This window comes from Halomonas sp. AOP12-B1-6, from assembly GCF_052379225.1.
In the GTDB taxonomy this organism is placed as follows: Bacteria; Pseudomonadota; Gammaproteobacteria; order Pseudomonadales; family Halomonadaceae; genus Vreelandella; species Vreelandella casei.
In genome coordinates this window covers 16,791-38,210 of sequence record NZ_JBQSYK010000006.1, presented here as the reverse complement: position 1 = coordinate 38,210, position 21,420 = coordinate 16,791, and the positions used below count along the sequence as shown (strand labels likewise).

Sequence of the window (21,420 nt, the reverse complement as noted above, 5' to 3'; positions counted from 1 at the left end):
TTGACAAGGCCGCTCCTATACCATTTCGCTCCACCTTGAGTGAGGACAGTCGATGCGTACGCCTTTAATTGCCGGTAACTGGAAAATGAACGGTTCCGTGGCGTTGATCAATGAGTTCGGTCAAGCCTTCTCCGCCGCCGTGTCGCCAGCGAATGTAGATGTCGTTATTATTCCGCCGTTTCCTTATTTGGATGCGGCGCGTCATGCGTTCGAAGGAACAGTGCTGGCACTAGGCGCGCAAACATTGAACCCTCTTCACTCAGGGGCACATACCGGTGAAGTCAGTGGTCGTATGCTCAAAGAATTTGCGGTGTCCTATGTGTTGGTAGGACATTCGGAGCGCCGCCAGCTCTATAAAGAAAGCGACGAGCAGATTTTTGCCCGCCTGCTGGCAGCCTTAAATGTCGAGCTTACGCCGATTCTCTGCGTGGGTGAGTCTCTTGAAGAGCGCGATGCAGGGCGTACGATGGATGTCGTGCTTCGTCAGGTCGGGCATGTGATGTCGCGTTTAGAGCCCGATCAGCGCCAGCAGGTAGTCATTGCCTACGAGCCCGTTTGGGCAATTGGTACGGGGCGCACGGCGTCGCCTGAGCAGGCACAAGAGGTGATGGCGGGCATTCGCGCCTACCAGGCCGGTTTTGATAAAACGCTCGCCGAGCAGCTGCGGCTGTTATACGGCGGCAGTATGAATGCAAGTAATGCGGCGGAGCTGCTTGCTCAGCCGGATATAGACGGCGGTCTAGTGGGCGGAGCCTCACTTAAGATCGATGATTTTTATGCCATTTGTCAGTCAGCAGGATAACGCCATGCAAGTTGCAATACTTATGATCCATGTGGTGATTGCGATCGCCCTAGTGGTACTCATTCTGCTTCAGCAGGGTAAAGGTGCCGAAGCCGGTGCTGCCTTCGGAGGCGGTGCGTCGCAAACGGTCTTCGGCTCGCGCGGTAGCGGCAACTTTTTGTCGCGTACGACGGGGCTGCTTGCTGCCGGGTTTTTCGTCACCTCAATGGCGTTAGCTTACTTTGCTACCCAGGCTGGCCAAGCACCGGAAGCAGGCATCCCAGACTCGCGTTTGATCGAGCAGCAGCAAAGCGTGCCAACGCTTGACGATAGGCCTGCAGGTGTGGATAATACCGCGCCAGTGCTAGAGGAAAGCAGCGACTAAGTGGTTGATGACTTAGCAGCAAACGTTTCTTTAGCCTCCCCTGATGCCGAAGTGGTGGAATTGGTAGACACGCTATCTTGAGGGGGTAGTGACCGTATGGTCGTGCGGGTTCAAGTCCCGCCTTCGGCACCATCTGTTAGGCTGATTTATCAGCTTCCCAGAATGTCTGTTTTGTTCTCAGAGTGCACAGTTTGGTGCCTGAGTCGGAAAAGGCAGTTTCAAGTAAGTGGTTCTTGGAACAAGTAGTTCTTGACGTAAGTAGATTAAGTGTCTATTATCGTCGACCTAGATTGATGCGGGGTGGAGCAGTCTGGTAGCTCGTCGGGCTCATAACCCGAAGGTCATCGGTTCAAATCCGGTCCCCGCTACCATTTTCTAGTAGCATGTAAATAGGATAGGTTGTTTTCTCATGTTGTTATTTGAATGCAGTCAGACTTGGCAGGTTTAACCCGCCGCATGTTGTTAAGATGGTACCCAAGGTTTCTTTTAAAAAGCCCCTTCCAGTGAAGGGGCTTTTTGTTAGTAGCTTTTGGTTAGCCGGCGCTTTTGTGAACAAGAGTGCTTTAAAGCGGATGCCGCCCGGGTTGCCGGAGGCACATTTCCGAGTAACGCCAATCAGTCACCTCGCTTTTCTTATAACTCCTGGCCAGGTGTCTGACTCAACGGCTATAGGAGCTTTGTCTGTGGCCACTAAACACGCTGCGCTTCATGCGCTGATCGAACCTGTCGTTGCCGCCATGGGCTTTGAGCTATGGGGTATTGACCATCTTTCCCAGGGCAAAAACTCGCGGCTGGTGATTTATATCGAAAGCGAGAATGGCGTCAGCGTGGAAAATTGCGCAGATATTAGCCGCCAGGTCAGTGCCGTCATGGATGTAGAAGACCCCATTGCCGGTGAGTATCGGCTGGAAGTTTCCTCGCCAGGCATGGCACGTCCCTTGTATTCCCTGGATCAGTTTACCCGCTTTCAAGGTCACCACGTCGCGCTGAAACTGCGCACTGCCTTTGATGGGCGGCGCAAGTATCAAGGGCTGCTGGTGGGTGTTGAGGGAGATGAGGTGCTGCTACAGCTGGATAGCGAAGAGTACTGCTTTCCAATTGAAAGTATTGATTCTGCTCACATTGTACCGCAGTTCGACAATTGACCGAGTGGCGGCGCTGCCGGCAGGCTGCCGGGGTGATGCACATAAGGATAGGTTTTCTGGCGAGGCATACGCATGAGTAAAGAAATTTTAATGGTCGTTGACGCGATCTCCAATGAGAAGGGCGTCCCGCGTGATGTCATCTTCGCAGCGGTAGAAGCCGCTCTTGCGAGCGCGTCACGCAAGCGTTTTGATAAAGAAGAAGCCAATGTGCGCGTGCATATTGACCGCCGCACCGGCGAATACGAAACCTTCCGTTTCTGGACAGTCGTGGAAGATGACGAATTCGAAACGCCTGATTACGAAATCAAAGAGACCATCGCCGAGCAGCGTGACCCGCCGCTTAAGCTAGGCGACGTGGTTGAGAAAAGCATTGAAAGCGCGTCTTTTGGCCGTATTGCTGCGCAAACCGCCAAGCAAGTGATCGTGCAAAAAGTGCGCGAGGCTGAGCGTGCAGAAGTGGTGCGTCAGTACGCTGATCGTGAGGGCGAGCTGGTTGCCGGTATTGTTAAAAAGACCACTCGTGATGGCCTAATCATTGATTTGGGCGAAAATGCTGAAGCATTTTTACCGCGCAATGAAATGATTCACGGCGAACGCTACCGCATGAACGAGCGGGTGCGTGCGCTGTTAGTTAAAGTGGATCCTGAGGCTCGCGGTGCACAGCTTCAGCTGTCACGCACATGTCCTGAGTTCATTATTGAACTGTTCAAAATTGAAGTGCCTGAGATCGCTGAGCAGCTAATTGAGATCAAAGGGGCTGCGCGCGATCCCGGTTCACGCGCTAAAATTGCGGTAAAAACGAATGATCGCCGTATTGATCCCGTGGGTGCCTGTGTCGGCATGCGCGGTTCACGCGTTCAAGCCGTTTCATCTGAACTGCAAAATGAGCGTGTCGATATCGTGCTTTGGGACGACAACCCCGCTCAATTGGTGATCAACGCCATGGCGCCGGCTGACGTTGGGTCGATCCTGGTGGATGAAGACGCCCACGCGATGGATGTGGCGGTGGCGCAAGATAATCTTGCCCAGGCCATTGGCCGTAGTGGTCAGAACGTGCGTTTGGCCTCAGAGCTAACCGGCTGGCGTATCAATGTCATGACCGAAGAAGAAGCTGAGACCAAGCGCGATCAAGAAATTGATAGCCTGGTCGACTCTTTTGTCCAGCACCTTGAAGTGGATGAAGACGTTGCCCGCCTGTTGGTGGAAGAAGGGTTCACAACCCTAGAAGAAGTCGCCTACGTGCCGCTGGAAGAAATGCTCGAAATCGAAGAGTTTGATGAGGATTTGGTCGAGGAACTTCGTGCACGTGCGAAAGACGAGCTGCTGACGATGGCGATTGCCTCGGAAGAAGCGCTAGACGGTGCCCAACCAGCGGCCGATCTGCTGGAAATGGATGGCATGGAGCGCCATCTGGCCTTCATTCTGGCCAGTCGCGGCATTGTTACCATGGAAGATCTCGCCGAGCAGTCTGTCGACGATCTGGTCGATATCGAGGAGTTGGACGAAGCGCGCGCAGCGGCATTGATCATGACTGCCCGTGCGCCCTGGTTTGAAGTCGATGACGCATCGGATTCGAACACACAGTAAACAGGTCTCGGGCTGAGGAGGGTCACTATGTCAGATATGACAGTTAAAGATTTCGCAGTAAAGGTGGGCCGTGATGCGCCCCGCCTATTAGAGCAAATGAAAGAAGCGGGTTTGAAGCACGCTTCTGAAAGCGATGCTGTATCTGAAGAAGATAAGCAAAAGCTGTTGAGTTTTTTGCAGAAAAGCCATGGCGGTAGCGATACGGCCGAGGCAGGTAAAAACCGCATCACGCTGACGCGTAAAACACGCAGCCGCATCAATACCGGCGAGCGCGGTAAAACCATCGAAGTGCAGGTACGTAAAAAGAAAACTTACGTAAAAAGCGCTGAAAATGAAAAGCCGAAAGCTGCCGAGCCAAGCTACACGGGCCCGCGCCAGCTGGTAGGCGATATGGCTGAAGCCGAAGCTGAGCGTAAAGTGTTGGACGCTCGCCAAGCTGAAGAGAAAGCCGCTGCGCAGAAAGCCCAGACAGCTAAAGCCACCGAAGAAGCTGCTAGTAAGAAGGCTGCTGACGCTAAGCCGAAAGCACCTGCTGCAGCGAAAGCGCCGGCGACGCCTGATATCGAAGTGCCTAATCTTGAAATCGACGATGCACCATCGGGTGAAGATATGCCGCCAGCGCCGCCGAAAGAAGGCCGCACTGACCGTCGTACTGCTCCGCCTAAGAAAGCGGCAGCTAAGAAAGGTCGTCGTGACGATGAAGATCGTGGTGATCGAGAAGAGCGTAAACGCGGTGGCGCGGGCAAGAAAGTAAAACGTGCCGAGCAGCGTCGCGGTGGTCGCCGTGGTGGCAACCAGACCGGCAATGGCAAGCACGCTTTCCAAAAGCCGACCCAGCCGATCGTGCGTGAAGTATCGATCCCTGAGTCTATCAGCGTGGCGGAATTGGCCGACAAAATGTCGATCAAGGCCAACGAAGTCATCAAGGCCATGTTTAACATGGGCGCGGCGGTCACCATCAACCAAACCATTGATCAAGATACAGCAGCGATCGTGGTAGAAGAGATGGGCCATACGCCGAAGCTAGTCAAAGATGATGCGCTGGAAACGGAAATGCTGGAAGGCATCTCCTATGAAGGCGAAGAGATTACGCGTTCGCCCGTCGTTACCGTAATGGGTCACGTTGACCACGGTAAAACCTCGCTGCTGGATTATATCCGTAAAGCGAAGGTCGCAACCGGTGAAGCGGGTGGTATTACGCAGCACATCGGTGCCTACCATGTGGAAGATAACCACGGCGGTGTGACCTTCCTGGATACTCCTGGCCACGCAGCGTTTACCGCTATGCGTGCCCGTGGTGCCAAGGCAACGGACGTCGTGATTCTCGTGGTCGCAGCGGACGACGGCGTTATGCCGCAAACCGTTGAGGCGATTGAGCACTCCAAAGCTGCTGGCGTACCGATGGTCGTCGCGGTCAATAAGATTGATAAGCAAGGCATCGATCTGGATCGCATTAAGAATGAGCTTTCCCAGCACGGCGTTATCTCTGAAGAGTGGGGCGGGGACACGCAGTTTATTCACGTGTCTGCCAAGACCGGTGAAGGTATGGAAGAGCTGCTGGAAGCGATTCAGCTGGCCTCCGAAGTGCTTGAGCTAAAAGCCGTGCCTTCCGCACCGGGTAAAGGTGTTGTCGTTGAGTCACGCCTTGATAAAGGTCGTGGCCCGGTCGCTACTGTACTGGTTCAGAACGGCACGCTTAAAAAGGGCGATATCGTTCTTGCTGGCCTGCACTACGGCCGAGTGCGTGCACTGACCAACGAACTTGCCCAGCAAGTTGATGCGGTTGGCCCGGCCATGCCGGTCGAGATTCAAGGCTTGGGCGGTACGCCGGATGCCGGTGACGACTTTATGGTTGTCGCGGACGAGAAGAAAGCGCGTGAAGTCGCTAACTTCCGTCAAGGCAAATACCGCGAAGTGCGCCTAGCGCGTCAGCAGAAGGCCAAGCTGGAGAACATGTTCAGCCAGATGGGCCAAGACGAAGTGGCCAAGGTCAACATCGTCCTCAAAGCCGACGTTCAAGGTTCACTGGAAGCGATCAAAGGTGCCTTGGAAGAGCTCTCGACGGAAGAAGTTGAAGTGGCCGTGGTGTCCTCGGGTGTTGGTGGTATCACCGGTACCGATGCCAACTTGGCGCTAGCATCTGAAGCCATCGTTGTTGGCTTTAACGTCCGTGCTGACGCCGCTGCCCGCGAGATTATCGAGCGTGAAGGCTTGGATCTGCGCTACTACAGCGTCATCTACCACTTGATCGATGAGGTCAAACAGGCGATGAGCGGTATGCTCGCACCTGAGTGGAAAGAAGAAATCGTGGGTATTGCTGAAGTGCGCGATGTATTCCGTGCACCGAAGATTGGCGCGATTGCTGGCTGTATGGTTATTGAAGGCAGCGTACATCGTAATAAGAAGATTCGCGTACTGCGTGATGACGTCGTTATTTACGAAGGTGAACTCGAATCGCTGCGTCGCTTCAAAGATGATGTACAAGAAGTGCGCAACGGTATGGAGTGTGGCATCGGCGTGAAGAACTACAACGATGTTCAAGTCGGTGACAAGATTGAAGTCTTCGACCAAGTGAAGGTCGAGCGTAGCCTGTAAGGTTACGAGGAGCTAACCATGCGCGAATTTAAGCGTACCGACCGGGTAGCCGACCAGCTCCAAAAGGAGCTGGCGGTACTTATTCAACGCGAAGTGAAAGACCCGCGCTTAGGCATGGTCACGGTAAGCGGTGTCACCGTTAGCCGCGACCTTGGCTACTCCGATGTGTATGTCACCCTGCTGGGTGAGCAGGAGCCTGAGCGTATTAAAGAGAATCTCCAGGTGCTTAAACGTGCCGCTGGTTTTCTAAGAAGCCAAATTGCTAAGCGTATCAAGCTGCGTCATGTCCCGGAGCTACGCTTTCATTTCGATGAAAGCGTGGTTCGGGGTCAGCATCTCTCTTCATTAATTGATGAGGCGGTGACGACTGACCGCGCGCGCTATCAAGACGATAGCGATGGCGATTATCAGGACAGTGACCCAGACGCCGAGCAAAGTGAGGAAACTCGCTAGTGGCACGTCAACGTCGCGGCTTGCCGGTTAACGGCGTACTGCTGCTGGATAAGCCCAAAGGGCTTTCCAGCAATCATGCGTTGCAGCGTGTTCGCCGTTTGTTTCAGGCCCAAAAAGCCGGTCATACGGGCACGTTAGATCCGATGGCAACCGGCTTGTTGCCGATTTGCTTAGGCGAAGCCACCAAGTTTTCATCGCACTTGCTGGAAGCCGATAAGGTATATCGCACTCGTGTAGAGCTGGGTGTGATGACCGATACCGGCGATGCAGAAGGCAGGATTATCGCGCAGCATGACGTACCCAGTTTAACCATTGATGACGTGGAAGCAGTGCTAACACGCTTTCGTGGTGAGATTGACCAAGTGCCGCCCATGTATTCTGCTCTCAAGCATCAGGGAAAAAAGCTTTATGAGCTGGCCCGCGAAGGCAAGCACGTAGAGCGTGCAGCGCGGCGAGTAAGCGTGTATGATGCGCGCCTATTATCGTTTGACGGCACCGCTTTTGAGCTGGAAGTAAGCTGCAGTAAAGGCACTTACATCCGCACGTTAGCCGAAGATATTGGCCAGGCACTGGGCTGTGGTGCGCACATTAGTCAGTTAAGAAGGCTTAAAACAGGGCCTTTTTTAGCCGATGCAATGTGGACACTAGAGGCGCTAGAAGCGTTGGCCGATCAAGCCGCTTTAGAAGCTGAGCTAATGCCGGTGGATGTGTTGGTCAATCACCTGCCGTCATTAACGGTCGATGACATCGCGCATTCGCGTTTGGCCTATGGCCAGCCCGTTACGCTCGAAACCGGCGCCTTAGGGCCGGACGACGTAGCCAGACTTTATTATGCCGAGACGTTTATCGGCCTTGGTGTAGTGAAAGGCGCCCAGGAAGTGGCGCCTAAGCGACTGTTAAGTACCGTCGCTATCTCGTAAACAGCGTTGCAAGGATGCCGCCGTCTACGTAAAAATGGTAAGACGAAGATAGTAAGACGAAAATAGTACGAGCAAGAACGTAAGGCGAGCATTGCAATTCGTAAATTGTAAGTCGCAAATAGCAGATTGAGACTGCAAATATGCGTGGTCTCACCCATTCATTTTTAGGCATATTGCTTACTGGAGATACAGATGGCTTTAACCGCTGAGAAGAAGGCCGAGATCGTCACCGAATACGGCCGCGGCGATAACGATACGGGTTCCCCTGAAGTGCAGGTTGCACTGCTGAGCGCCAACATCAATGGCCTGCAGGATCACTTCAAGACCAATAAGCAGGATCACCACTCACGTCGTGGTCTGATCCGCATGGTTAACCAGCGTCGTAAGCTGCTGGACTACCTAAAGCGTAAAGATTTCGAACGCTATCAGTCTCTGATTCAGCGTTTAGGTCTTCGCCGCTAAGTATTACTGGCAAAGATTGAGAAACGGGCAGCTCCTTGTGAGCTGCCCGTTTTGCGTTGGTGGATAGGCCATGAAGTACAAGTGTTAGTGAGCGGAAATCTGCACAAACGTCGATTTTAATCGTGCGGATTTCCATCCATCGGCAGGTGTGGGCCTTTCGACGTTTGTCGCGTGTGAAATTTTCAACTGTTTGAAATAAAGAAGTAAAGCAGTGAGCGGAATGTAGTTTGCACAAGTATTTGTGAGGTACTGAGGTGTCTGGACTTAATACGCCTTAGATTTTACAAACGACTCCTTGGATGGAACTAACACCAATGAAAACATCCCTCGCCAGCATTGGCATTCTCGCCATAACCGCGCTACTCCCAGTTTCAGCCATGGCCGAAGCCGAAACCGAAACCCAGTCCAATGCCCTTGGCTCACCAAACCCGCAGCAAATCCTCTATGTAGGCAATAGTTATCAGTACTACAACAATAGCCTGCACAACTACGTTAAGCGTATGGCGGAAGCCGCCTACCCGGACACTGCCGATCAGCTCAAGAGCAAGTCTGTGACCATTTCAGGCGCTTCTTTATCGCAGCACGAAGTCAAAAACTATCTGTTCCCAGGGGCCTTGGGGTTTCCTAACCCGTTTGATGTTGTTGTCCTTCAGGGGCACAGCGCGGCTGCATTGAGCGACGAGCAGCAGCAGGAATTTCGTGATGCTGTTCTGCGGCATCATAATGCCATTGAGGCGACGGGGGCAGAGACCGTCCTTTACATGACGCCTGCCTACAGTGAAGATCATGATAGTTACGATGCTGGCATGATCGATAAGATCGAAGAGCTATATACCTCTGTGGGTAATGAGATCGGCGCCCCGGTGATTCCCGTTGGTCTTGCTTTTCAAAATTCCTACGAGCAACGCCCAGAGTTGGCCTTGCATGTTGATTACGATGGCAGCCACCCCTCTCCAGAAGGCACCTATCTAGCCGCCGCCACCGTGTTTGCCACACTCTACGACAAATCGGTCGTCGGTAATCCGTACACCTATTACGGCCGTATCGATGAAGATACGGCGGCTTTTTTGCAGCAGGTCGCCGAAGACACGGTAGCCGAGTACAACCGCCGCTAACGCGCTAAGACCCAAGTCTGGTTGAGTGAGTTGTCTACTGCCAGCGCAGTTCGACTGTCGGCCTGCGCTGCTAGGCGCGCGTGTAACCGTGATTTGTACACGCCAGGTAGAAGGTTCTGAGCAAGGCTATCCACATCTGAATAAATAAAATAAGAGAGCAAAAATGAGAATCCTATGGTTCGCATTAATGGTGCTGTGCCTGCCATTGTCGACGGTCGCCGCTAATGAGCGCGTGGCAAGCCTGGAGGCCGGTGCTGGGCGCTATGTATTTGAAGACCCCTCTACACGCCAGGAGGTGGGGGTCTATTACTATCAGCCGAGCAACTATACGTCGGATACGCCGATAGTTCTCATTCTGCACGGGCTGCGACGCAACGCGAAGGAGTATCGTGACAACTGGGCCGAACTTGCTGAGCGTGAGGGGCTGATGGTCTTGGTGCCTCGGTTTAGCGCGCAGGCCTATCCAGGCGGAAATGGTTTCAACTTGGGTAACGTATTCAAGGCCGGGTCAGCAGAGCAAGCGCGTGGTTTTACTCAGTTAGAGGAGATGAACCCGCCAGATCAGTGGGTCTTCACTCTTGTTGAGAGAGTGTTTGCTGACTTCAGAACGCACCGCAGCCATAGTAATCGTGAAACCTATTATCTGTATGGCCACGGCGCCGGTGCACAGGTAGCCCATCGCTTCGCAATGTTCATGCCCGAGTCTAATGTAGAGGAAATTATCGTCGGTGCAGCAGGCTGGTACACGATGCCTGATGAGACGATTGCGTGGCCGTATGGGACCGGTGGTGTACCGATGCTGAATGCCACCGCGATAGAAGCTTTTTTTTCTCAGCCGATGCTGTTGCTGGCAGGTGGAGCGGATACGGCCACACTTCACACTGTTATGCGCCAGACGCCTGAGACCAATGCGCAGGGCGAGACTCGCGTGGAACGAACTCGCCACTATTTTGAATTTGGTGAACGCCAAGCCCGGTCTTTGAACACCACATTCAATTGGCGGCATTGGGTTTTACCCGGCGTGACACACAGCCCCAGTCAGATGACGCCCTTTGCGGCTCGCTATATTGCATCGCGAGCACGCTAGTCGAGCGGTTTGCACAACAACAATCAGAATCCGATCCTCAAGGGTCATGGGACAATCATGCTAAATAAAACTAATTCAGGCCGCAGTGTCTTGCTATCTGCGGCCACCCTCGGGTTATTTGTTTTACCTGTCTTTAGTGGTAGTGCATTGGCCAGTGAGGCGACACCTGCCGAACTTGCTGAACTGATTGCGCGCCAGTCTGAGCTGCTGGCTCGTCAGGCGCAGCAATTGGAGGCTATGCAGGCCCGTTTAGGACAGCTGGAGTCTTCTCGGGATACAGTTCCCGTAGCATCAGCGCAGAACCAAACCACGGCGTCTACACAACCCAGCGCTGAGGCGACAGCGTCGGGAGATAGTGCGGCCATTGCAGAGCTACAAAGCCAGGTCGCATTGCTAGAGGCATCCCAGGTTGACCAGTCGCGTATTGACTGGTCGGGTGGTGGGCCCGAATTTATCAGCGCCGACGGCAGCCGTCGTCTGGAGATAGGGGGGCGGCTACAGTTTGACACCTCGGCCACGCGTGGCTCTGATTTTGAAGATCGTAATATCAGCGGCTCAACGGCAAGGCGCTTGCAATTGGATCTTGCTGGTCAGCTATCTGAACGCGTTGGTTACAAGCTGGGCTACGACCTGTCCAACAACTCTGTCAGCATGCGTGATGCCTATATATCTAGCCTATTTAACTGGGGCGGAAGAGATGCAGAGCTGTATGTCGGCAATAAATATGACGACCGCACGATGGATGGTGCTACTTCATCCAACAATACTTGGTTTATGGAGCGAAACTTCGTTAATGAAGCAGTTGCTCCAGACCGTGGCTCATACGGGCTGGGGGTGAAAGGCAAAGTATTCGGCAACAACCGTGACTGGCATGCATCTTTAGCAGTGACCAATGGCAGGCTCGGCGGCAACACCGATCGCTCTGATACGACCACCTACATGAGCCGAGCCCACTGGAATCCCTGGCATAGCGGTGGTGATATGGTCCACTTAGGTGGCTGGGGATTCTATGAAGATTTTGATAGTAGTTCAGGTAATGTGACCAACAACATCAATGCCGCCGATGATTTCAATGACAACGTTACTATTCGTAGTCGTGCTGTCACTGATCCTGAGTCGAGCACTGCTTATGGACTCGAATTGGCTACATCGCTGGGTTCATTTGCGGCGGCCGCAGAATATGGCCAGCGCACCGTTGATCAGCGTGAAGTTGCTGGAGGTCAGAGCCTGAGCTATGACGCTTGGGCTGTTCAGGCCAGCTATTTTTTAACGGGTGAGCAGCATGGCTACTCTCGTAAATCAGGCCTCTGGCGGAGCCCGAATATCAAGAGCCCGGTTTCGTCGGGGGGAATGGGGGCATTTCAGTTTGCCGTCCGCTATCAGGAGTTGGATTTTTTCGATGAGCCCAATTATCTCGGTGGCGAGGGGGACGCAACGACACTTGGTCTGAACTGGTATCCGAACGACTGGGCGCGGGTGATGCTTAATTACACGCTCTGGGACACCCATAATCGCTCTGTCTCCTTCAGGGGGCCAGATGCTGGTGATACGCTCTCCGCTCGATTGCAGTTAGTGTTCTAATAAGATCGCTTTAGATGTTGTGAAGGGCAGTGTCTGGCACTCAGTTTTATCCGTGTGACAACGGGCAGCTCCTTGTGAGCTGCCCGTTTTTTTATGTTTTGGCTTGCCCAAAGAGGGAACTGGTAGCCCTATCGCGTTCCAGCGCCTAGAATGGTATCGAGTCAAAACGACCTAAACGAATAGACAAGTAGATATTGATAATGCTGAAGGAAGTCGCTGTGAATCCGGTAAAGAAAACGTTCCAGTACGGTCGTAGCACCGTCACGCTCGAAACCGGGCGTATTGCTCGCCAGGCTAGCGGCGCTGTCATGGTTACCATGGACGACACTGTCGTGCTGTGTACCGTGGTCGCCAGAAAAGAAGCTAACCCGAGCCAGCCCTTTTTCCCCCTCTCGGTACATTACCAAGAGAAGACCTACGCGGTGGGTAAAATTCCTGGCGGCTTCTTTAAGCGTGAAGGGCGACCCACTGAAAAAGAGACGCTGACCTCGCGTCTGATTGATCGCCCTATTCGCCCGCTGTTCCCAAAAGGCTTTATGAACGAAGTACAGGTCGTCTGTACCGTTCTTTCCACCGATCGCAACCACGATCCGGATATTGCTGCACTGCTGGGTACCTCTGCGGCGCTGAGCATCTCTGGCGTGCCTTTTAAAGGCCCAATCGGTGCTGCGCGCGTTGGCTTTAATGAAGAGCAGGGCTACTTCCTCAACCCGACGGTTGAAGAACGGGCGACCTCTGAGCTTGACATGGTCGTTGCCGGTACTGAAAAAGCCGTATTGATGGTTGAGTCTGAAGCCAAAGAACTGCTTGAAGATGAAATGCTCGGCGCCGTGCTGTTTGGCCACCAGGAAATGCAGGTCGCCATTACGGCGATCAATGAACTGGTCGCTGAAGCGGGCAAGCCACGCTGGGAGTGGCAGGCCGCTGAAGAAAATGCGGAATTAAAAGCTGCCATGAGCGATGCTTTTGAAGCCAAGGTAGGCGATGCTTACCGCATTACCGATAAAATGCAGCGTCAGGATGCGCTGGCGGCGCTGAAAGATCAGGCGGTTGAGCAACTAGTCGCCGTTGAAGGCGAGCCCGTTAACGATAAGTTTACTAAAGATGAAGTGAAAGGTGCTTTCGCGGGTCTTGAAAAACGCGTCGTGCGTTCACGTGTGGTCAAGGGCGAGCCGCGTATTGACGGCCGTGATAACCAAACAGTGCGCCCGCTAGCCATCGAAGTGGGTGTGTTGCCGAAGACTCATGGGTCGGCCGTGTTTACTCGCGGTGAAACGCAGGCTATTGCCATTGCCACGCTGGGCACGCTGCGTGACTCTCAGCTGATTGAGTCTTTAGAAGGCGAGCGTAAAGACCGCTTTATGCTGCACTACAACTTCCCTCCTTATTCCGTTGGTGAAGCTGGCTTCATGGGTGGTCCGAAGCGTCGCGAAATCGGTCACGGCCGCTTAGCGCGCCGCGGCATTCAGGCAATGCTGCCTTCCGCTGACGTTTTCCCGTATACCATTCGCGTAGTATCTGAAATCACCGAGTCTAACGGCTCAAGCTCAATGGCTTCAGTCTGTGGCTCTTCATTGGCCCTGATGGATGCAGGCGTACCGCTGAAAGCGCCGGTAGCCGGTATCGCCATGGGCCTGGTGAAAGATGCTGACGGCTTTGCGGTATTGACCGATATCCTGGGTGACGAAGATCACCTCGGCGACATGGATTTTAAAGTCGCCGGTTCTGAAGAGGGCATTACCGCCCTGCAGATGGACATTAAGATCGAAGGCATCAACGAAGAGATTATGGAGCTCGCACTGCAGCAAGCACTGGCTGCGCGACTGAGTATTCTTGAGCAAATGAATGTCGTGATCAGCCAGAGCCGCACCGATGTCTCTGACAACGCACCGTCCATGGCGACGATCAAAATCGATCCTGACAAAATCCGTGATGTCATTGGTAAAGGTGGTGCGACGATTCGCAAAATTTGCGAAGATACCGGCGCCTCGATCGATCTTGACGATGATGGCACCGTACGTATTTACGCGGAAGACAAAGCCGCCGCGAAGCGAGCCATTGATACCGTATTGGCGATTACCGCTGAAGCGGAAATTGGCAAGCTGTACAACGGTAAGGTCGTACGTATTGCTGACTTCGGCGCCTTTGTGAACATCATGCCGGGTACCGATGGTCTGGTGCACATCTCGCAGATCGTTGCCGAGCGTGTTAATAACGTGCGCGACTTCTTGAACGAAGGCGATGACGTGATCGTGAAAGTGCTCGATATTGACAACCGCAATCGCGTGAAGCTGTCGATGAAAGAGATCACCGAAGAAGAAAAGACTGCTTTCGCAGCGCAAGAAGCGGAAACCGACACCACGATTTAACATGCAGGTCGTTAAATCGTAATTCGGTTTCTGATACCGCCCTCGTAGCCTCTGGTTACGAGGGCGGTGTTGTTTGATAGGCACGCTTATATTGTCAGCAGCAGTAAGAGAGAGTCGCTATGGAGCAGGAACAAGCGCCGCGGTGGAGAGCGGTGGTGGCCGTGATGATCGGCATTTTTTTATTGGTGACCGCTGAGCAGTTGCCTATCGGGTTATTGTCTCAAGTGGCCTCGGCGATGGGCGTGACGCCAGGCACGGCGGGGTTAATGGTGACCGTGCCCGGCGTCATTGCGGCTTTTTCAGCCCCGCTTTTGCCGGTAGCCGTGGGGCGCTTGGATCGGCGCATCATGCTCACGCTGCTGATGATGGTGATGGTGCTGGGCAGTGTGTTGACGGCGCTGGCAAGCAGCTTTGCACTGCTGCTTGCCGCGCGCGTGCTGGTCGGGTTGAGTATTGGTGGATTTTGGGCGGTAGCTGGAAGTATTGCGCCACGCCTAGTGCCCGAAGCTAAGGTGCCGAAGGCGATGACGCTTATTTTTGGTGGCGTAGCGGCGGCGTCAGTACTGGGTGTACCGCTTGGCACGCTGCTGGGAGATCTTAGCAACTGGCGAGTCGCCTTTGGTGCGCTAGGCGGGTTCAGCCTGCTAACGGCCATCGCGCTATGGTGCTGGCTACCCCCTTTGCCGCCGAGAGAGCCGGTGCGTTTACGCGTGCTAGCGCAGCAGCTAAGTAATCGTGGCGTGCGGGTGGCCGTGCTCACAACGGGGTTTGTGGTGGTGGGGCACTTCGCGGCCTATACCTTTATTAGCCCTATTCTGCAGGAAATAAGCGGTATTTCTCAGCGCCATGTGGGCAGCCTGCTGCTGCTTTACGGCGCAGCGGGTATTTTGGGCAATATAGCGGCAGGCGTATTTGCCGGGCGCCACCCGTACCGTGCCGTGCTGGCCATTCCTAGTTTGCTACTACTGGTTGTCGCGGCCTTCCCATTGCTGGGCATTCAACCGCAAAGCGGCGTTATCTTGCTGATGATTTGGGGGGCGGTTTTCGGCAGTGTATCGGTGAGTATTCAGACCTGGATTCTACGCACCGCGCCGAATACGGAAGCCGCCACGGCCTTGATGGCCTTTGCGTTTAATATGTCGATCGGCCTGGGAGCGATGCTGGGCGGGCGAATCGTCGATGGCACTAGCTTGCCCATTGCCATGTGGGCTGCATCGATATTCTTTCTGATGGGCGCGTTGCTAGTGTTGAGGACGCCACCTAGGGTGGTGGGTGTAAAGACTCGCTGAAGGCATGGCATTAAAAAAGCCCTCATCTACTGATGAGGGCTTGTTGAGGCTAGCTAAATAACGCAGGCGAGGCCGTTAAGGACGCTCAATGGCAAGCGCTACACCCTGACCGCCGCCGATACATAGCGTCGCTAGGCCTTTCTTGGCGTCTCGGGCGATCATTTCGTGTAGCAGTGTGACCAATACGCGACAGCCTGAGGCACCGATAGGGTGCCCGATAGCAATGGCGCCACCGTTAACGTTTACCTTGCTGACATCCCAGCCTAGCTCTTTATTAACAGACAGGGCTTGGGCAGCGAAGGCTTCGTTGGCCTCGATAAGATCAAGGTCATCCAGGCTCCAGCCAGCTTTTTCTAAACAGCGGCGGGTGGCCGGTGCCGGGCCGATGCCCATAATCGCAGGGTCTACCCCAGCGTTGGCATAGCCTGCAATGCGCGCCAGCGGCTCAAGGCCTAACTGCTTGGCTTTTTCAGCGGAGCAGAGCATAACCACTGCCGCACCGTCGTTCAGCCCCGACGCGTTACCGGCGGTGATCGTACCGTCTTTCTTAAACGCAGGGCGCATGCCGCTGAGTTTATCGGCCGTGACTTCTCGCGGATTTTCATCGGTATCAAAGACCAGCGGATCGCCTTTACGCTGGGGAATTTCCACCGGCACGATCTGGCCCTTAAACTTACCTTCTTTGATCGCCGCTGCGGCTTTTTGCTGAGACGACGCCGCGAATTCATCCATCGCTTCGCGGGTGATGCTGTATTTCTCGGCTAAATTCTCGGCGGTAATACCCATGTGATAGTCATTGAACGCATCCCACAGGCCATCGTGGACCATGGAATCAATGGCTTTCCAGTCACCCATGCGTTGTCCGGTGCGTGAGTTGGGTAGCACGTGAGGTGATGCGGACATATTCTCCTGGCCGCCTGCCAAAATGATGTCAGCGTCGCCACAGCGAATGGCCTGAGCCGCCAGATGAAGCGCTTTAAGACCTGAGCCGCAGACTTTATTGATGGTCATGGCCGGTACCGAGTCTGGCAGGCCTCCTTTAATCGCCGCTTGGCGAGCCGGATTCTGGCCTACGCCAGCGGTGAGCACTTGGCCTAGCAGCACTTCGTCAACTTGATCAGGGGCAACGCCGGTAGATGCAAGGATATCTTTGATCACCAGCGCACCAAGGTCGCTGGCTGGAATGCCCGCGAGAGAGCCGCCGAATGCGCCCACGGCGGTACGGCGTGCCGCAACAATGACTACTTCTTGCATAAAATGACTCCTGGAGTAAATAACAGACAGTCTGATGCCAGATGCCCGGTAGGCGTACTCTGTCAGCCGACACTCTCAGCCGTCCTTTCAGGATAGAGGAAGGGTGTGCGTTGCGGCAATACGCATTTATAAGCAAATAAAAGCGGGCCACGTCAGGGCCCGCTGCTTAATCTGTCTAGCACCTTCTACTTAGGCTAACTGCACTGGAATAATGTTGCTGGTGTGGCTAACGTCATTACCTTCTTGTAGGTAGACCAGCGCGGGCTGATGGCAGGCCAGTTCGGCTTGTGAGTAGTGAGCATAGCTGCAGATAATGATGCGATGACCAGGAGCCGCCAGGTGGGCAGCGGCACCGTTGATCGAGATTAGTTTGGAGCCTTCCTCTCCGCGAATGGCGTAGGTCGTGAAGCGCTCGCCATTTTCGACGTTATAAATCTGAATCTGCTCATTTTCACGAATGCCGGCCAGATCCAGCAGGTCGCCGTCGATGGCGCAGGAGCCTTCGTAATTAAGTACCGCGTGGGTGACGCGGGCCATGTGCAGCTTGGCTTTGAGCATAATGGTATGCATGTGAGCTCCTTTATTTCCCTGTATTTTTTTATTTTGTAGCGGTGTTGATAGCGCTAGCCGGTAGCTCAACGCAGAGATTGTCGATTAAACGTGCCGGGCCGAGCTTGGCTGCCGCCAGCAGCACCGAGTGATGAGTAGCACCGCTGATCGGGCCGAGCATGAGCTCACGTAGTTCAAGATAGTCCGGCGTAAAACCAGCGTCGCTGAGCTCGGCTGTGCCTTGCTGCAAGGCGGCCTCTACCGGGGCGCCGCGCTCCAGGGCATCGCGCAGCGAACACAGAGTGCGATAAAGCGCCGGTGCTGCAGCGCGCTCTTGCTTACTCAAGTAGCCATTGCGCGAGGAGAGCGCTAAGCCATCATCAGCACGCACAATCGGCACACCGATGATGTCGATCGGCATGTGAAGATCGCGCACCATTTTACGGATTACCGCGAGCTGCTGGTAATCTTTCTCTCCAAAGCAGGCAATGTCGGGCTGTACGAGATTAAACAGCATGCTGACGACGGTGGAAACGCCGTCAAAATGCCCGGGACGCGAGCCGCCACACAGCCCTTCGCCCACGACGGGCACATGGACACGCGTCTGGGCATCTAACCCGTTTGGGTACAGCGCGCTGACGGTCGGGGAAAACAGGACGTCGCAGCCTGCATCGCTCAGCTGCGTTTGGTCAGCGCTGAAGGTCCGCGGGTAGCCGTCTAAATCCTCACCTGGGCCAAACTGCATCGGGTTCACAAATAGGCTCGCAACCACAATGTCGGCGTGCTTTCGGGCACAGGCGATCAGCGCTAGGTGGCCGGCATGAAGATTACCCATTGTGGGTACCAGGGCGATGCGCTGGCCGCGTAGGCGATGCTCTCGCAGGATGCTACGTAACTGATCAATATCTCGCAAAGTGCGCATAGTCGTTTCGCGTTATTAACAAAATAAAAGAGATGGCGGGCTAATCGAGCCGGCTTCTAAAAATGTTCTTTTAAAAAAATGTTTTAAAAGCAATGCTCTGGCGCTGGGAAGGTGCGGTTTTTAACGGCCTCATGATAGTGCTGGAAAGCCGTTTGGATGCTATCGGCCTCTGCCATAAAGTTCTTCACAAAGCGTGGCGTACGGCCATGAGTTACGCCAAGCACATCGTGCATGACGAGAATCTGGCCATCGGTGTCCGGTCCTGCACCGATGCCAATTACCGGCACATCCAGTGCTTCTGTTACTGCTTTGCCTAGGCTGGCGGGCACGCACTCAAGCAAAATGACCGCAGCGCCCGCATCGGCAAGCACCTTGGCATCATTGATGATTCGCTCAGCGTTAGCGGCGTCGCGCCCCTGTACTTTATAGCCGCCGAGCTGGTGAACGGTTTGCGGTGTTAGGCCAAGGTGCGCGCATACCGGCACGCCGCGGCGTGTGAGTTCACGAATGCCTTCGGCCATCCACGCTTCGCCTTCAAGCTTCACAAGTTCGGCTCCAGCGCGCATCAGCGCACCGGCATCTACCAATAGGCGCTCGGTTGAAATGTTGCTCATAAAGGGCAGGTCAACCATCAGCAGGCTATGGCCTTTACCGCGAGCGGCACAGCGCGTGTGATAAATGATGTCTTCCATGGTGACAGGCAAGGTGCTGTTGTGGCCTTGTAGCACCATGCCTAGCGAATCGCCGACCAAAAGCACGTCAATACCGGCTTGGCTTGCCGCATGGGCAAAGGAGGCATCGTAAGCAGTCAGGCAGCTAAACGTTTCACCCGCCTGCTTATAGGCTTGCAGCGTGCTTAGGGTAACGGTTTTCATGGCATGCTCTCATCGTGTGCGTGAGGCCAGCGCTGCATAGGCGATCGACCATTATTAGCGCAGTCTTAAATAGTTGCGTGCTGCGATACCGTGATTGTTACCTGATTGCGCGCGCGCTGTCGAGATTTGGGTAAAAAAGTAACAGTTTACGAGGGCGCGTCTTCAACTAACCGCTGAATGCCGGGGTTGGATATCTGGCCAAGCCACGCAGTGAGCGGCTTATGATGCAGTAGGAGTGCAGGCGCAATTTCTGCCAGCGGTGCCAGCACAAACGCTCGCTGGGTCATCTGTAGATGTGGAACGCATAGGCGCGGGGTTTCGATGTGCTGATCGCCGTAGACGAGCAGATCAAGATCCAGCGTGCGTGGGCCCCAATGACGCTGGCGACGGCGTTGGTGCTGCTGTTCTAGCGCTTGGAGCTGATCAAGCAGCGCCAGTGGCGAGAGGCTGGTTTCCAGCGCCGCCACGGCGTTGATAAAGTCCGGTTGATCTTGCGGTCCAACGGGGCGGCTGGCGTAGAGCGATGAAGCTATCACTAACCGGCTCAATGGCAGCCCAGCGAGCCCGTTCAGCGCTTGGCGAACCTGTTCAACGGGTGACGCTAGATTGCTGCCTAGGCCAATATAGGCGAGTTGGATCGGCATTGCTGGCTACTCTGGATCTTGGCTGCGCGGTTTCCGCCGTTTTTTACGGCGACGATCACCCTGGCTGGCCGGATCGCCACCCACTTTTTGCAGCAAGCGGCGCTGTTCATGTTCATCGCCGCGCTGGAAGGCAGTCCACCAGTCGCCTAAGCCACGCGGTATTTCGCCAGCCTGTTCACGTAGCAATAGTAGGTCGTAACCCGCCCTAAAGCGCGGATGCTCGCGGGTCTGGAAGGCTTTCTTGCCGCGTCGTTGGGGTAGGCGTTGCTGTAGCTCCCAAATTTCGCGCATGGGGATGCCGAAGCGCTTGGGAATCGAGGTGTGCTCTAACTGGCGAGATACCACCTGTTGAGCGGCCGCCTGTAGTGCGGGAATGGCCGCCATGCCCTCTTGCTCTAGCTCTTCCATACGATGCTTAACCGGCGCCCAAAGGAAGGCCGCCAGCAGAAATGCAGGCGTAACCGGGCGCTCTTCAGCAATCCGCTTGTCGGTATTGGTGAGCGCTTGCTCAATCAGCTCTTCTGCCCAGGCAGCATCGACCATCGCTTCTTCGGCTTCGGGGAACAGCATGCCGAACAGGCCGTAATGACTGAGCAGACGAAACGCGACTAAGCCGTAGCCCGACATAAACAGCTTGAGTACTTCATCGAACAAGCGTGCGGGAGGAATCTGTAGCAGCAGCGATGCCTGTTCATACATCGGGGCTTCAGTGGCTGGGTCTATCGTGAAGTCCAGCTTGGCCGCAAACCGTACCGCGCGCAGCATCCGCACCGGGTCTTCACGATAGCGTGTAGCCGGGTCGCCAATCAGGCGCAGGGTGCGGGTTTCAATGTCACGCACGCCGTTGGCAAAATCGGTGATACTGAAGTCAGCGATGTTGTAGTAGAGCGCGTTCACGGTGAGGTCGCGGCGCACCGCATCCTCTTCGATATTGCCCCATACGTTGTCGCGCAGCAGTAAGCCCTCATCGGACTGATGGGCAATATGGTCGCTATGCTCGTCTTGGGGTTTGCCACGGAAGGTGGTGACTTCAATGACCTCGCGGCCAAAGCGCACATGGACAATCCGAAAACGGCGGCCGATCAGGCGCGAGTTACGAAACAGATCACGTACCTGTTCGGGTGTAGCGTTGGTGGCCACATCGAAGTCTTTGGGCATCTTGCCCAGCAGCGCATCGCGAATGCATCCGCCTACCAGATAGGCGTCATAACCTGCGCCGCTCAGCCGATAAAGCACTTTTAGTGCGGCATCGCTAATTTGCTGGCGAGAAACAGGATGCTCGGACCGAGGAATATGGCGTGGAGAGAGGGCAGTGGTAGAACTCTCTTGGGGATCGAGCAACGTTTTCAATTGCTCCCCCGGACTGTGTAGGAAACGGGTAAATCCTTTAAACATGCGATGATTTCA

Annotated in this window: 19 protein-coding genes and 2 tRNA genes; 15 read left to right on the top strand and 6 right to left on the bottom strand. The window is 54.6% G+C overall.

Annotated elements, in window-relative coordinates; genetic code table 11:
- Window positions 1-52: 52 nt before the first annotated feature.
- The 15 genes from tpiA to ACT3TR_RS15955 all read left to right on the top strand — a co-directional run bounded on the left by tpiA (window position 53) and on the right by ACT3TR_RS15955 (window position 15,769).
- Window positions 53-802 carry a triose-phosphate isomerase gene (gene tpiA, locus ACT3TR_RS16025; protein WP_444625806.1) on the top strand — a complete coding sequence of 250 codons (750 nt, stop codon included), beginning with the start codon at window positions 53-55 and terminating at the stop codon, window positions 800-802.
- A gap of 4 nt (window positions 803-806) precedes the next feature.
- Window positions 807-1,166, top strand: a complete 360-nt coding sequence (gene secG, locus ACT3TR_RS16020; protein WP_096276235.1) for a preprotein translocase subunit SecG — start codon at window positions 807-809, stop codon at window positions 1,164-1,166.
- A gap of 45 nt (window positions 1,167-1,211) precedes the next feature.
- Window positions 1,212-1,298: transfer RNA gene (locus ACT3TR_RS16015), tRNA-Leu, on the top strand.
- Between the two features lie 162 nt (window positions 1,299-1,460).
- Window positions 1,461-1,537 (top strand) — tRNA-Met (locus ACT3TR_RS16010).
- 312 nt (window positions 1,538-1,849) lie between these two features.
- The gene (rimP, locus tag ACT3TR_RS16005; protein ID WP_096276233.1) at window positions 1,850-2,311 is read left to right on the top strand and encodes a ribosome maturation factor RimP; all 462 of its coding nucleotides are present in this window, start codon (window positions 1,850-1,852) and stop codon (window positions 2,309-2,311) included.
- A gap of 72 nt (window positions 2,312-2,383) precedes the next feature.
- Window positions 2,384-3,898 carry a transcription termination factor NusA gene (gene nusA, locus ACT3TR_RS16000; protein ID WP_096276231.1) on the top strand — a complete coding sequence of 505 codons (1,515 nt, stop codon included), beginning with the start codon at window positions 2,384-2,386 and terminating at the stop codon, window positions 3,896-3,898.
- Between the two features lie 27 nt (window positions 3,899-3,925).
- A complete protein-coding gene (gene infB, locus ACT3TR_RS15995) occupies window positions 3,926-6,493 on the top strand; it encodes a translation initiation factor IF-2 (protein WP_444625807.1) in 2,568 nt (855 codons plus the stop codon).
- A gap of 18 nt (window positions 6,494-6,511) precedes the next feature.
- On the top strand, window positions 6,512-6,946 hold the full coding sequence (rbfA, locus tag ACT3TR_RS15990) for a 30S ribosome-binding factor RbfA (protein WP_441685309.1): 435 nt from the start codon (window positions 6,512-6,514) through the stop codon (window positions 6,944-6,946).
- Window positions 6,946-7,866, top strand: coding sequence for a tRNA pseudouridine(55) synthase TruB (gene truB / locus ACT3TR_RS15985; RefSeq protein ID WP_444625808.1), 921 nt, complete (start codon window positions 6,946-6,948; stop codon window positions 7,864-7,866). Before rbfA ends, truB begins: the two co-directional genes overlap by 1 nt.
- A 192-nt stretch (window positions 7,867-8,058) precedes the next feature.
- The gene (gene rpsO / locus ACT3TR_RS15980; protein ID WP_007111823.1) at window positions 8,059-8,328 is read left to right on the top strand and encodes a 30S ribosomal protein S15; all 270 of its coding nucleotides are present in this window, start codon (window positions 8,059-8,061) and stop codon (window positions 8,326-8,328) included.
- A 314-nt stretch (window positions 8,329-8,642) separates the two neighbouring features.
- Entirely contained in the window at window positions 8,643-9,443 is an 801-nt protein-coding gene (locus ACT3TR_RS15975; RefSeq protein WP_441685313.1) for a DUF4886 domain-containing protein, read from the top strand.
- A gap of 163 nt (window positions 9,444-9,606) precedes the next feature.
- Window positions 9,607-10,530: a hypothetical protein gene (locus ACT3TR_RS15970; RefSeq protein WP_441685314.1), complete on the top strand. Its 924-nt coding sequence runs from the start codon at window positions 9,607-9,609 to the stop codon at window positions 10,528-10,530.
- A 57-nt stretch (window positions 10,531-10,587) separates the two neighbouring features.
- Window positions 10,588-12,111, top strand: a complete 1,524-nt coding sequence (locus ACT3TR_RS15965) for a porin (protein ID WP_444625809.1) — start codon at window positions 10,588-10,590, stop codon at window positions 12,109-12,111.
- A 200-nt stretch (window positions 12,112-12,311) separates the two neighbouring features.
- Window positions 12,312-14,480, top strand: a complete 2,169-nt coding sequence (gene pnp, locus ACT3TR_RS15960) for a polyribonucleotide nucleotidyltransferase (protein ID WP_444625810.1) — start codon at window positions 12,312-12,314, stop codon at window positions 14,478-14,480.
- A gap of 119 nt (window positions 14,481-14,599) precedes the next feature.
- Window positions 14,600-15,769 carry an MFS transporter gene (locus ACT3TR_RS15955; protein WP_441685320.1) on the top strand — a complete coding sequence of 390 codons (1,170 nt, stop codon included), beginning with the start codon at window positions 14,600-14,602 and terminating at the stop codon, window positions 15,767-15,769.
- Between the two features lie 75 nt (window positions 15,770-15,844).
- Here ACT3TR_RS15955 and ACT3TR_RS15950 read toward each other — a convergent pair whose 3' ends face one another.
- From ACT3TR_RS15950 to pcnB, 6 genes are all read right to left on the bottom strand, one after another.
- Window positions 15,845-17,023: an acetyl-CoA C-acetyltransferase gene (locus tag ACT3TR_RS15950; protein ID WP_444625811.1), complete on the bottom strand. Its 1,179-nt coding sequence runs from the start codon at window positions 17,021-17,023 to the stop codon at window positions 15,845-15,847.
- Window positions 17,024-17,212: 189 nt separating this feature from the next.
- Window positions 17,213-17,593, bottom strand: a complete 381-nt coding sequence (panD, locus tag ACT3TR_RS15945; protein ID WP_096276210.1) for an aspartate 1-decarboxylase — start codon at window positions 17,591-17,593, stop codon at window positions 17,213-17,215.
- Window positions 17,594-17,621: 28 nt separating this feature from the next.
- Window positions 17,622-18,494 carry a pantoate--beta-alanine ligase gene (gene panC, locus ACT3TR_RS15940; protein ID WP_444625812.1) on the bottom strand — a complete coding sequence of 291 codons (873 nt, stop codon included), beginning with the start codon at window positions 18,492-18,494 and terminating at the stop codon, window positions 17,622-17,624.
- A gap of 83 nt (window positions 18,495-18,577) precedes the next feature.
- Window positions 18,578-19,369, bottom strand: a complete 792-nt coding sequence (panB, locus tag ACT3TR_RS15935) for a 3-methyl-2-oxobutanoate hydroxymethyltransferase (protein WP_444625813.1) — start codon at window positions 19,367-19,369, stop codon at window positions 18,578-18,580.
- A 146-nt stretch (window positions 19,370-19,515) separates the two neighbouring features.
- Window positions 19,516-20,013, bottom strand: coding sequence for a 2-amino-4-hydroxy-6-hydroxymethyldihydropteridine diphosphokinase (gene folK, locus ACT3TR_RS15930; protein WP_444625814.1), 498 nt, complete (start codon window positions 20,011-20,013; stop codon window positions 19,516-19,518).
- A 6-nt stretch (window positions 20,014-20,019) separates the two neighbouring features.
- A complete protein-coding gene (pcnB, locus tag ACT3TR_RS15925; protein WP_096276202.1) occupies window positions 20,020-21,408 on the bottom strand; it encodes a polynucleotide adenylyltransferase PcnB in 1,389 nt (462 codons plus the stop codon).
- Window positions 21,409-21,420: the final 12 nt, after the last annotated feature.

Bases quoted from the DNA above. Each gene is read 5' to 3' on its own strand.
- tpiA (WP_444625806.1), top strand. From the start codon at position 53: ATGCGTACGCCTTTAATTGCCGGTAACTGGAAAATGAACGGTTCCGTG.
- secG (WP_096276235.1), top strand. From the start codon at position 807: ATGCAAGTTGCAATACTTATGATCCATGTGGTGATTGCGATCGCCCTA.
- nusA (WP_096276231.1), top strand. From the start codon at position 2,384: ATGAGTAAAGAAATTTTAATGGTCGTTGACGCGATCTCCAATGAGAAG.
- infB (WP_444625807.1), top strand. From the start codon at position 3,926: ATGTCAGATATGACAGTTAAAGATTTCGCAGTAAAGGTGGGCCGTGAT.
- rbfA (WP_441685309.1), top strand. From the start codon at position 6,512: ATGCGCGAATTTAAGCGTACCGACCGGGTAGCCGACCAGCTCCAAAAG.
- rpsO (WP_007111823.1), top strand. From the start codon at position 8,059: ATGGCTTTAACCGCTGAGAAGAAGGCCGAGATCGTCACCGAATACGGC.
- ACT3TR_RS15975 (WP_441685313.1), top strand. From the start codon at position 8,643: ATGAAAACATCCCTCGCCAGCATTGGCATTCTCGCCATAACCGCGCTA.
- ACT3TR_RS15970 (WP_441685314.1), top strand. From the start codon at position 9,607: ATGAGAATCCTATGGTTCGCATTAATGGTGCTGTGCCTGCCATTGTCG.
- ACT3TR_RS15965 (WP_444625809.1), top strand. From the start codon at position 10,588: ATGCTAAATAAAACTAATTCAGGCCGCAGTGTCTTGCTATCTGCGGCC.
- pnp (WP_444625810.1), top strand. From the start codon at position 12,312: ATGCTGAAGGAAGTCGCTGTGAATCCGGTAAAGAAAACGTTCCAGTAC.
- ACT3TR_RS15955 (WP_441685320.1), top strand. From the start codon at position 14,600: ATGGAGCAGGAACAAGCGCCGCGGTGGAGAGCGGTGGTGGCCGTGATG.
- ACT3TR_RS15950 (WP_444625811.1), bottom strand. From the start codon at position 17,023: ATGCAAGAAGTAGTCATTGTTGCGGCACGCCGTACCGCCGTGGGCGCA.
- panD (WP_096276210.1), bottom strand. From the start codon at position 17,593: ATGCATACCATTATGCTCAAAGCCAAGCTGCACATGGCCCGCGTCACC.
- panC (WP_444625812.1), bottom strand. From the start codon at position 18,494: ATGCGCACTTTGCGAGATATTGATCAGTTACGTAGCATCCTGCGAGAG.
- panB (WP_444625813.1), bottom strand. From the start codon at position 19,369: ATGAAAACCGTTACCCTAAGCACGCTGCAAGCCTATAAGCAGGCGGGT.
- folK (WP_444625814.1), bottom strand. From the start codon at position 20,013: ATGCCGATCCAACTCGCCTATATTGGCCTAGGCAGCAATCTAGCGTCA.
- pcnB (WP_096276202.1), bottom strand. From the start codon at position 21,408: ATGTTTAAAGGATTTACCCGTTTCCTACACAGTCCGGGGGAGCAATTG.